An 11,289-nucleotide genomic window follows, 5' to 3' on the forward strand; every position below is an offset into this window, starting at 1 on the left:
AAAGAGTTAGTTTCAAATACTTAACAACAAAAACCGCCGCAAGTTGCGGCGGTTTTTGTTGTTAATTTAAATCTTATTCCGCCCAGCTCATCGTATACCCCTCATTCTCTAAAACCAGCGCGGCCTCCGTCAACTGCAGCGGATGGAATGTATCCACCATCACGGCCAGTTCCTTCGTTTCTTTAGCGCCGATGCTCTTCTCCACCGAACCGGGATGCGGTCCATGCGGAATGCCCGCAGGATGCAGCGTGATCATACCGCGCGTTACATTCTTACGGCTCATGAAATCACCATCCACATAGTACAACACTTCATCACTATCGATATTGCTGTGATTGTACGGAGCGGGAATTGCCTGCGGATGATAATCGAATAACCTCGGGCAGAAACTGCACACAACAAAATTGTGCGCTTCAAAGGTCTGGTGCACGGGAGGTGGCTGGTGCACGCGTCCGGTGATAGGCTCAAAATCATGGATACTGAACGCGAATGGATAACAATATCCGTCCCATCCTACCACATCAAAAGGGTGTGTGGCATAATGCAATCCGTAAAGAACACCTTTCTTTTTTGTCTTGATGAGGAAATCCCCTTTCTCATCAAAGGTAGGCAGGTTCTGCGGTGCACGGATATCGCGCTCACAGAACGGAGAATGCTCCAGCAGCTGTCCGTACTTGCTGAGGTAGCGTTTGGGGAAGCGGATGGGACTGAAACTTTCTACAATGAAGAGCCTGTTATTTTCATTTTTGAAATTGATCTGATAGATGGTGCCGCGCGGGATCACCAGGTAATCGCCATACCCGAATGGCAGCTCGCCGTACATGGTGCGGAGCACGCCTTCACCTTCATGCACGAAGATCATTTCATCGGCATCGGCATTCTTGAAGAAATAATCCTTCATGCTCTGCTGTGTGGCAGCCAGTGAGATATGAACATCGCTATTTACGAGCACTGGTTTGCGGCTCTGCAGGTAATCAGCGGTGGGAGCCACTTTGAACCCCTCGAAGCTGCGATGCTTCAGCATCTTTTCTTCCGCCACTTTCGGCATCATATTGATGGGCTCATCGGTGGAAATGATCTGCGTGGGCGGATGCACATGGTACAGCAAAGAATAATCATTGCTGAATCCTTCCGTAGAGAATAGCTGTTCTGAATAAAGCCCGCCGTCTGGTTTGCGGAACTGTGTATGGCGTTTATGCGGAATGTTTCCGAGTTTATGATAGTAAGGCATAAAATGTCAGATAATGATGGATGAATCAGGTTAAGCCGGCAGGTCGGCAGTGCGGAGTAACGTTCAGAAAGGCCGGTCCATTTCCAGGGACACCATCAGGAAATAGTATTTCCAGCGGCGTTTATCGATCCAGTAAGTGAAGTTGCGGAAGTATGGCATAACTTTCAATCGTTGACTAAAGATACAACCTTTTGTTACCGGAGCGATGGTTCTGCCCATTTTATTCCGACTTTTGCCGTTCATCTTTTCGCCTGAATATGAAACGAATCGGATTGATCTCAGACACCCATAATTACCTGGATGAAGCAGTTTTCCGCCATTTTGAAGAATGTGACGAGATCTGGCATGCCGGCGATTTCGGTACCCCGGACATCGTGTACAGGCTGGGAGGCTTCAGGCCGATCAGGGGTGTTTTCGGGAATATTGATGGCGACTGGATCCGGAAAGAATTCCCCGAAAAGCTCCGCTTCAACTGCGAAGGCGTTTCCGTGTACATGACCCATATCGGCGGCTATCCTCCCAACTACAATAAGGTCACCAAACCGGAACTGAAAGCCAATCCGCCCAAACTGTTTATCTCCGGGCACTCTCATATTCTGAAAATAATATATGACGACAAATTGCAATGCCTTCATATGAACCCCGGCGCAGCCGGTAAGGAAGGATGGCATAAGATCAGGACCATCATCCGGTTTACCATCGATGGCGCCAATATGAAGGACTGTGAAGTGATAGAACTCGGCAAACGTTGATTATTATCATACTGTTTCCAGCCAACCTTTTGCAGAAATAGTCGTAAATTATAGTAAGTCCGGTCCCGAAAGCTGGCCTTCCTTTTCAACTATCAAACCAACTGGTACGGTTACCTGGGAATTACTACAGAACGCTGCTGGTAAAGGGCGCTGCAGGCATATATGGATCACCATCCTGTTGCTCACAGCCTTTCTTTATGTACGCGCCGATCATATCACCGGCGGTGAAATCTTCTATACATACACTTCACTGGGCAATAACCAGTTCAGGTATTCAGTAACGGTAAAGCTGTTCATGGACTGCCGCAGTCCGCGTCAGTTCAACAATCCGGCCACCATCTCCATATTCAACAGGGGCAACAACTCACGCGTGCGGGACGTTACTGCTTATCTCAGCCGCGAAGAACTGATCCAGCTTCCCACCAACAACCCCTGCATCACCGATCCACCGGATGTTTGCTACCGGGTAGGTTATTATGAATTCCCTGTTGACCTTGCCGGCAACCTGGAAGGCTATGTCATCACGGCACAGATCAATTTCAGGATCTATAGCCTCTCCAATCTTTCACCAGGTTATGGCAATGTGGGCGCTTCCTATTCCGCCGAAATCCCCGGCACATCCCAACTGGCCAATGCCCCCGCCAATAACAGCGCTCACTTTACTGGCAACGATCTGGTAGTGGTGTGTGCAGGCAACGACATGAAGTACAGCTTTGCAGCCACCGATCCGGATGGCGACCAGCTCCGCTATTCTTTCTGCAATGCATACCAGACCACCACTGGCGGCGGACCCGGCGGCAGCAATGTATACCCGGCTCCTCCCCCCTATCTGTCTGTCCCCTATGGCAACGGTTTTGATGCCGGCACTCCACTTGGCAATTCCGTACAGATCGATCTCAATACAGGCCTCATTACAGGCATTGCTCCTCCCAGCGGCGTTTATGTAGTTACCGTATGCGTGGAAGAGATCCGTGCCGGCAAAGTGATTGCCCGTCAAAGAAAAGACCTGCAGATCAAGATCACGGCATGTACCATCGCAGCAGCGTCGTTGCCTGTTTCGTATATGCTTTGCCGTAATACCACCACTTTGCAGCTGGAGAACCGCTCTCAGAGCCCGCTGATCAGGACTTATTACTGGGAAATACGCAACCGGGCCAGCCAGTTGCTCTTCTCCACCGCAGTTGAAAAGCCAACTTACGCGTTCACGGATACCGGTTTTTATAGTGTTAAACTGGTGATCAACCGTGGCGATCAGTGCGCCGACTCTGTGATTGTTCCTGCGTACGTATACCCCGGCATGATCCCCGGATTTGATGCCAGCGGCTTCTGCGTGAACAAACCCACCCTGTTCACCAATACTTCACTGACACGCTTCGGCACATTCGATGGCTGGGACTGGGAATTCGGAGACCCGGTAAGTACCGCGCCTTCATCGCGGCTCAAAAACCCCGACCATATCTACACCTCAAACGGAATCAAACAGGTGCGCCTCACCGTATTCAACAGCAACGGCTGTGTGGATACAGCTTACAGAAGCATCAATATACTGGACAGACCGCCACTCGCTCTCGCTTTCCGCGATACCCTCATCTGTACCCCGGATATCGTGCAATTACTCGCAACCGGTAATGGTCAATTCAGCTGGACGCCCAACCAGCGCATTACCGGACAAACCACCGGAAGCCCCGTAGTAAACCCCGTGACCTCTACAAAATATTATGTTGACCTGGATGAGAATGGTTGTGTGAACCGCGATTCGGTTATGGTTCGTGTAGTGGATCACGTTAGTTTGCAGATGATGCCTGACACAACCATCTGCCTCGGGGATACCATCCGCCTCCGGCTGCAATCAGACGGCCTCCGGTATTCCTGGACGCCCTCGCCTTATGTGCTGGATCCCATCTCGCCCGGACCGCGCGTGGCTACACCGGCCAACACCCGCTACCAGGTTACCGCCCGGATCGGAAGCTGCATGGCCCAGGGACTTGTGCAGGTCACCTGCGTACCCTATCCCTTTGTAAATGCCGGTCCGGACATCACTATCTGCTACCAGGCAGCTGCACAATTGAATGGCAGCACGGATGGTAACCGCTTTCTCTGGTCGCCCACCCAGCAACTGGCTCCCGCCACCAATCTAAATCCGGTGGCAAGGCCTGTTGGCACCACCGCTTTCGTGCTCACAGCCTATGATGATAAGGGATGCCCCAAGCCCTCCCACGATACCATGCTCGTAACCGTAATGCCTAAGATCATTCCATTTGCCGGTCGGGATACTGCCGCCGTAGTTGGGCAACCACTCCAGCTGCGAGCCAGCGGTGGAGTGAAATACCAATGGATACCTGCGCTCGGGCTCTCTGCAGATAATATCGCCGATCCTTTGGCAATATACAATACTTCGGTCAGTGGTCTCCGTTATAAAGTAAGAGTATTTGACAGGGCGGATTGCATGGACTCCGCCTTTGTTATGGTGAAAGTATTCAATACCAAAGCATCCGTCTTCGTCCCCAATGCCTTCACTCCCAATAACGACGGGAGGAATGATGTATTCCGTTTTGTGGCCGCAGGCATTAAAAATGTTGAATACTTCCGCGTGTACAACCGCTTCGGCCAGCTGGTATACAGCAACCCTACTGCCGGTATGGGCTGGGATGGCACGGTAGCAGGCAAACAACAATCACCCGGCACCTATGTATGGATGATCCGCGGCACCGATTACACCGGAGCCATATTCACCGAAAAAGGATTGATGGTCCTGATCAGGTAATACTCAGAGCAGGTCTTTGTTGATCTTTCCCAGGAATTGCTCCCGGTATTTCTCTCCCACCGGAATACGCTCCTGGTTGATGAAGATATGATTGTCCTCTATCCTTTTGATATGGTCCCGGTTGACAATATAAGAAAGATGGATGCGCGAGAAATTAGCAGGCAATGTTTCTTCCAGTTCCTTCATCCGCTTGTATACGATATGCTTGCCGCTGTTGGTATGGAACACCACGTAATCTTTCAATCCTTCGATCATAAGAACATCCTGGTATTCCAGTTGCACAATGGCCCTGCCGGTTTTCAGAAAGAGTTTCTGCGGTACAATGGCAGGCTGTGCCGGCTCGGCAGGAACAGACAGAAGGCTGGAGGCTTTCATTACCGACTTCAGAAAGCGGTCGAATGTGATGGGCTTCACCAGGTAATCCAGCGCATTCTTCTCATAGCTCTCTGCTGCAAATTCAGAATAGGCAGTTGTGAAGATGAAGAGCTGCTTCGGTGGCAGCAGGCTTGCGAGCTGCATGCCGGAAAGATGCGGCATATTGATATCGAGAAAGATCAGGTCGGCCCGGCTGCTCTTGAGTATCTCCAGAGCTTCCAGGGCATGATAACATTTATGTTGCAATTGCAGGTAAGGCACTTGGAGGATGTATTCCTCCAGCAGGTTCACTGCATATGGCTCATCATCTATCAGCATGCACTGGATCTTCATGCAACAGGAAATATTAATTGTACTTTATAATGATTGCCGCTCTGTTCCGTTGTCAAAGTAAAATCTTTTCCGAACAGCAACTGCAACCGCTTGCGTAAATTATCCAGCCCCACTCCGCTCCCACTTTCCTTTTCCACCGGATGCACCGTATTCTGCGTATTGAAATGCAAATACCCGTTCCCGATCTTCAGCATCACACAGATCTCGTTTTCAGCAATGGATTTATCTATCCCATGCTTGTAAATATTCTCTACCAGCGGGATCAGCAGCATGGGCGGAATACGAACCATCTCATCTACTCCTGCATGATCAAAGCGCAGGCTGGCTGCGTGCAGCATACGGATCTGTTCCAGTTCTATATAATTCTTCAGAAAATTGATTTCAACAGATAGCGGCACTTTTTCCTTGGGAGCTTCATCCACAAAATACCGCATGATGCTGGAGAGCCGGGCTATCACTGTTGCCGCCAGATCGCTTTTTGTATATGCGAGGTAATAGATATTATTGAGAGTATTGAATAGAAAATGCGGCTGCACCTGTGCTTTCAGCAGATTCAACTCTGCAGTAGCCTGCTGCACCTGCATGGTTTCCTGCTTCTGCAATAACAAAATATAATCATTCATGGTGCTGAGCATGGCGCCAAAAAAATAAGCCAGGCTCACCGTGATTGTACAGAAAGAAAACTGCGCCATACTGAAATTATAGAATTGCATTTTATGGAATGGAAACAGCAGCCAGTACTCTATGGCCATCCGCACCAGTATCAGTACAATCAGGAAGAGAAAGCTATATAAAAAGTATTCAGTTTTACGCCCTTTGCGGTAGAATCGCGGCATCATCCACACTGCATTGGTATATACAGCTACAATATATGAGCCCACACCGATAGCGCATGACAACACGGCCAGGCTTAAAGTGCTCCATTTCTGCACACTGTACAGGAGCAGAAAAAGAAAGAAGAAGATCCAGGTTGCCACCTGCCACCATATGAGTTTGCGCGTAAACACCGGTTATATCAGTTTTTGGGCCATTCAAATTACACAAAATAATGGACGGCCGGGCGGATGTCCTTTTTCCTTCGACCCATTGCCCTTTTTTTTCGATACTCCCTTTTTGCCTGCTTCCGTCGAAAAACAAAGGCAAGCCAGCGAAGGGATTTTTCCTCCACCGTTTCAGCCGGTAATATTGTTCCCGAAAACCTTACCAATATGAATTATTCATCAATCGATCGCAGATCATGGTTACGGCAGAGCTCACTGGCGCTGGCTGGCCTGGGCCTGGGAACCAGGCTGATGGCGGCTCCGGGGAACAACACGCTGAACATGGCATCCGCAGGAAATATGCCTGTAAAACTGAATGCCAACGAAAATCCATACGGCCCTTCTCCCCTGGCCCGCAAGGCCATGACAGATGCCATCAACAGCGCTAACCGATATCCCTGGCAGCTCACCACGCAGCTACGGGAACAGATTGCTGCACAACAAAAACTCACCAAAGAACATGTGCTGATGGGCGCAGGCTCTTCCGAGATCCTTGGACTGGTAGCTGCCCGGACCTCTGTTGAAAATGGCAATGCCGTAGTGGCCAATCCCACTTTCGGGATCTGGATGAATGCCATGGCCGCCTACGGCACGCCCATCATCCGGGTGCCACTCAACAAACATAAAACGCATGATCTACCGGAAATGAATAAGCGCATTTCCAATGACACCAAACTGGTTTACCTGTGTAACCCCAACAATCCCACAGGTACATTGATCCCATATCATGTGATGAAGGATTTTGTGGAGTCCGTACACCGGAATGCCATTGTAGTTGTTGATGAGGCCTATATCGAATATACTGATGAGAAGTCGCTTGCCCACCTGGTGGCTACAATGGACAACCTGGTAGTGGTAAGGACTTTCAGTAAAATATACGGACTGGCTGGAGCGCGGGTGGGCTATGCCCTGGCGCATCCGGACATGATTAAAAAGTTAAGCCAGCTGCAACCATGGGCCAATGCCGGACCCGGTGCGGTTTCACTGGCTGGCGCACTGGCTTCTTTGCAGGATGAAGCGTTCGTGAAAAGCACCCGGAAGCAGAATGAACAGGTACGCGACTTCACCTGCAAGGCCCTGCGCAAGGCGAATATTCCCTGTATTCCATCCGCCACCTCTTTCATTTATTATTCAACGGAAAGATTCAACGGTGACTTTCCCGCCACACTGGCCGCCAAACAGATCCTAGCCGGCAATATTGTGGAACAGGAAGGGAAATGGGCGCGCGTAAGTATAGGCACCCTCAGCGATATGCAACAATTTGTTCAGGTAATTGAAACCAGCTTCACCTAAAACAAAACATATGAAAAAACTGGGATCCCTGCTGTTCACCGCAACCCTGTGCACAGCATTGCTCAATCACACACAGGCACAGACCAATGATGAAGATGCAGCCGTGAGAGCCTGCCTGGAATTATATATGACCGGCGACGGGAACCAGATGGAAAAAGCCTTCCATCCATCCGCCACCATGAAATTCGTGGATTATAAAACAGGAGAATTCAAAGACGTTCCCATTGCGGAATTCCTGACGCGTGTAAAAGCCAATACAACAAAACCACAACGGAAAATAGAGATCGTTTCATTGAATATCGATGGCACCGCCGCTCAGGCAAAGATCAAAATTGAAGCAGGTACTGTACTGATGACAGACTATATGAACCTGCTGAAGATCGATGGCCAGTGGAAGATCGTGAGCAAGATCTTTTCCCGAAGGGATAAATGATATGGATGCAAGGGTGCAGTAGCCCTTACTTTTTGTGTTTTAAAAGCGGTCGTCCTTTCCAGGACGATCAGTTTTTTTATAGATAGTACCCAATAGAAAAGCCGCCCGGTAACAGGCGGCTTCAAAAACTTTATAGTTACCATCAATGCATTCCAGGGAATAATGGCCTGCTCCATGGAATAGTTACAAGCATCACAATCAACGCAATCAAAAAGCACCAGAAAGCTTTCTTATGCGCAGCAGCGCTGGTGGCCCTTTTCACGGCACCTCTGCCAACAGTGATGAGCACAATAGCGATGATCATACCAGTGATATGCTCCACCGCAAACAAACGGTATCCGCTGTTCTTCATCACTTCTCCCATACCAACACTCTGGATCAGCTTCAGTCCCCATGGACCGGCAATCCACTGATACAATCCGATCACCAGTGTAATGTGAGCCGAGATCATCAGGAAGAGGTCTGTTTTTTTGTCACCGGCATTCACAGGCCTTTTGCTGTTCATACCAGATAAATGTCTTAAAATGGCGATGATGATCAGCACGAGGATCACCCAGCGCAACAGATTGTGTAAATGAAGAAGACCGTTATACATAGCAAGTGATTTGGCGTGAAGGTACTGCGCAATTGTTGAATTATCCCATTAAAACACATCAACTTATTCAACCCAGTCCGCAATAAAGATATTGGTGTCACGCGTTCCGCCATTATTGCGGTTGCTGCAGAAAACGATCTGCTTTCCATCCATACTGAACATGGGAAAGGCATCGAAGCCTTTGTCGCGGCTCACTTTCTGCAGATTGCTGCCATCCCCGTTCATCGTGTACATATTAAATGGAAACCCTCTTTTGTATTCGTGATTGGATGCAAAGATGATCCGCTTGCTGTCCGGCATAAATGAAGGAGCCCAGTTTGCCTGTCCCAGACTGGTAATCTGTTTCGCATTCCCTCCATCGGCATCGGCCACAAATACTTCCATATTGGTAGGCGCTACCAGGCCTTCCGCCAGCAATGCTTTGTATTCCGTCAACTCGGTTTCTGTTTTCGGACGGGAAGCACGCCAGATCAGTTTTTTCCCATCTGGACTGAACCAGGCGCCGCCATCATAACCCGGAGTATGGGTAATCCTGCGCTCTTTACCGGTTTTCAGGTCCATCACATACAGTTCAAGGTCGCCATCTTTCACACTGGTATACACCATCTTCTTTCCATCAGGCGATAAAGTTGGTTCAGCATCATAGCCATCACTATGCGTAAGCTGCTTCACGATCTTTCCATTCAGGTCCGCCATGAAAATATCATAGCTTTTGTACAAAGGCCAGATGTATTTGTTTCCATATTTGGAACGATCCGGAACCGGCGGGCAATCATCGCCGCCCAGGTGCGTGGAGGCATAAATGATATGCTTGCCATCTTTCGTAAAGAAGCCGCAGGTGGTACGCCCCTTTCCGGAGCTGATCATTCTGTATTCGAAGGGCTGGCCCGGCTCAGGGATCCGGCCCGCAAAGATCTGATCGCATGGCAGCCCATCCCTGGCACTGGTACGCTGAAATACCAGCCATTTTCCATCATAACTGAAATAGGCCTCCGCATTGTCGCCCCCGTTGGTCAGTTGCCGCAGGTTCCTGAAATGCGACTCACCCGGAAAATGAAGCGTATCAGTTGTACTGATGATTGATTCAGGTTTATTCAAAGGCTTTTTGAATGCTGCAATAATGCCGGCCAGAAACAGGAAAACTGCCGGTACCAGTAAGATCTTTCTCATGATTGAAGGAGTTTATATTGCGGGGGTCAGGGCCGCATAAAGGTATTTTTGCAAACTACTGATTTTGTCAGAATATTGCCATAACACACTTGCTTAAAAACGGTTAGCTTTGCTGGCCTGCCTTTTGCTGGCAGGATCTGACACAATCGGGATTATGATCAACACCAGGAATATTTCCATCTATTGCATTTGCCTGTTGCTTTTTGTGGCAGCAGCCTGTGGCGGCAATGGCAGTGCTTCTGAAGCACTGCTCGAAAAACCGCCATATAAGGGACTTACAGACAGTATCGCCCGCTTCCCCAAAGATGCCGTTCTTTACAAGAAGAGGGCCGTGATGCTCTCTCTCAATAACAAACATGAACTGGCTACCGCCGATTACCAGCAAGCCTGGGCGCTGGCGCCCGATGAAAATACAGGCCAGGAATACGTGGCCAACCTCCTGCTGGTGAACAAACCGCTGGAAGCCGTTACCCTCCTGAAAGAATGTACCGGTAAATTCCCGGGCAACCCTGAGTTCAGGCGCAGGCTCAGTGAAGTGCTCATCCAGACCGGCAACAATGCAGCCGCCCTCAAAGAATACGATGCCATCATCAGCCTGGATTCCTCCAATTTTGAAGCATGGTATGAGAAAGGTGTACTGATGGCCCGCAGCGGAGATACCGCCAATGCCATCCTCTCACTGCAACGCGCATACGATTTACAACCTATCTACTTTATCGGTAACACATTGGCTGATATCTATGCCAGCTCCATGGACCCGCGGACTGTTGCCTTTTGTGATACCCTCATTGCCAGGGACTCGCTGAAACTGCAGGTGGAGCCGCATTTCATCAAAGGCAGGTATTATGCAGATAGTGATAAGTATCAGGAAGCGCTGAAAGAATTTGATGAATGTATCCGCCTCGACTGGAAATTCACGGATGCGCATCTGGAAAAAGGTCTGGTGTTTTACGAAATGAAAGATTACAAAAAAGCACTGGAAACCTTCACCTTCACCACCACCGTTTCCAATACCAATGCAGATGCCTGGTACTGGATCGGTCGTTGTTATGAAGCGATGGGCGAAAAAACAAAAGCCGTGGAGAATTACCGGAAAGCCTACGCCCTCGATAAAAGCTTCACGGAAGCCCGCGAAAGAGCCAAAAAACTGAACTAATGAACACATCATTTATGCCTATCATTGCCCCTTCCCTCCTGGCAGCCGATTTTCTTCATCTGGCGGATGCCTGCGATATGCTGAACAGAAGTGAAGCAGACTGGTTCCATCTGGATGTGATGGATGGGCGCTTCGTTCCCAATATCA

11 protein-coding genes and 1 pseudogene are annotated in these 11,289 nt (G+C 49.3%); 6 read left to right on the plus strand and 6 right to left on the minus strand.

Going from position 1 to position 11,289, the window contains the following annotated elements; all coding sequences use genetic code 11:
- Positions 1-73: 73 nt before the first annotated feature.
- Together ACTHMC_RS21765 and ACTHMC_RS21770 are read right to left on the minus strand one after the other, a co-directional pair.
- Entirely contained in the window at positions 74-1,231 is a 1,158-nt protein-coding gene (locus ACTHMC_RS21765; protein WP_440416373.1) for a homogentisate 1,2-dioxygenase, read from the minus strand.
- Between the two features lie 63 nt (positions 1,232-1,294).
- Positions 1,295-1,450, minus strand: a complete 156-nt coding sequence (locus ACTHMC_RS21770; RefSeq protein WP_440416374.1) for a hypothetical protein — start codon at positions 1,448-1,450, stop codon at positions 1,295-1,297.
- 38 nt (positions 1,451-1,488) lie between these two features.
- Between ACTHMC_RS21770 and ACTHMC_RS21775 the strand changes: the two genes are divergently transcribed.
- Together ACTHMC_RS21775 and ACTHMC_RS21780 are read left to right on the plus strand one after the other, a co-directional pair.
- A complete protein-coding gene (locus tag ACTHMC_RS21775) occupies positions 1,489-1,983 on the plus strand; it encodes a metallophosphoesterase family protein (RefSeq protein WP_440416376.1) in 495 nt (164 codons plus the stop codon).
- Between the two features lie 178 nt (positions 1,984-2,161).
- The gene (locus tag ACTHMC_RS21780; protein WP_440416377.1) at positions 2,162-4,747 is read left to right on the plus strand and encodes a gliding motility-associated C-terminal domain-containing protein; all 2,586 of its coding nucleotides are present in this window, start codon (positions 2,162-2,164) and stop codon (positions 4,745-4,747) included.
- A gap of 3 nt (positions 4,748-4,750) precedes the next feature.
- Here the strand turns inward: ACTHMC_RS21780 and ACTHMC_RS21785 are convergent, their stop codons facing one another.
- Together ACTHMC_RS21785 and ACTHMC_RS21790 are read right to left on the minus strand one after the other, a co-directional pair.
- The gene (locus ACTHMC_RS21785) at positions 4,751-5,455 is read right to left on the minus strand and encodes a LytR/AlgR family response regulator transcription factor (RefSeq protein WP_440416378.1); all 705 of its coding nucleotides are present in this window, start codon (positions 5,453-5,455) and stop codon (positions 4,751-4,753) included.
- A complete protein-coding gene (locus ACTHMC_RS21790) occupies positions 5,452-6,462 on the minus strand; it encodes a sensor histidine kinase (RefSeq protein WP_440416379.1) in 1,011 nt (336 codons plus the stop codon). Before ACTHMC_RS21790 ends, ACTHMC_RS21785 begins: the two co-directional genes overlap by 4 nt.
- 201 nt (positions 6,463-6,663) lie before the next feature.
- Here ACTHMC_RS21790 and ACTHMC_RS21795 point away from each other — a divergent pair, with 201 nt between their 5' ends.
- Positions 6,664-7,788, plus strand: coding sequence for a pyridoxal phosphate-dependent aminotransferase (locus ACTHMC_RS21795; protein WP_440416380.1), 1,125 nt, complete (start codon positions 6,664-6,666; stop codon positions 7,786-7,788).
- Between the two features lie 10 nt (positions 7,789-7,798).
- Positions 7,799-8,221, plus strand: a complete 423-nt coding sequence (locus ACTHMC_RS21800) for a nuclear transport factor 2 family protein (RefSeq protein ID WP_440416381.1) — start codon at positions 7,799-7,801, stop codon at positions 8,219-8,221.
- Between the two features lie 142 nt (positions 8,222-8,363).
- Here ACTHMC_RS21800 and ACTHMC_RS21805 read toward each other — a convergent pair whose 3' ends face one another.
- Together ACTHMC_RS21805 and ACTHMC_RS21810 are read right to left on the minus strand one after the other, a co-directional pair.
- Positions 8,364-8,816 carry a hypothetical protein gene (locus ACTHMC_RS21805; RefSeq protein ID WP_440416383.1) on the minus strand — a complete coding sequence of 151 codons (453 nt, stop codon included), beginning with the start codon at positions 8,814-8,816 and terminating at the stop codon, positions 8,364-8,366.
- Positions 8,817-8,879: 63 nt separating this feature from the next.
- The gene (locus ACTHMC_RS21810) at positions 8,880-9,986 is read right to left on the minus strand and encodes a TolB family protein (RefSeq protein ID WP_440416384.1); all 1,107 of its coding nucleotides are present in this window, start codon (positions 9,984-9,986) and stop codon (positions 8,880-8,882) included.
- A 154-nt stretch (positions 9,987-10,140) separates the two neighbouring features.
- Between ACTHMC_RS21810 and ACTHMC_RS21815 the strand changes: the two genes are divergently transcribed.
- Together ACTHMC_RS21815 and ACTHMC_RS21820 are read left to right on the plus strand one after the other, a co-directional pair.
- Complete coding sequence (locus tag ACTHMC_RS21815) at positions 10,141-11,142, plus strand: tetratricopeptide repeat protein (protein ID WP_440416386.1); 1,002 nt, start codon at positions 10,141-10,143, stop codon at positions 11,140-11,142.
- Between the two features lie 14 nt (positions 11,143-11,156).
- Positions 11,157-11,289: pseudogene (locus ACTHMC_RS21820) on the plus strand (ribulose-phosphate 3-epimerase); the annotation flags it as partial.

This window comes from Pseudobacter sp., assembly GCF_051955275.1.
Taxonomy (GTDB): Bacteria; Bacteroidota; Bacteroidia; order Chitinophagales; family Chitinophagaceae; genus Pseudobacter.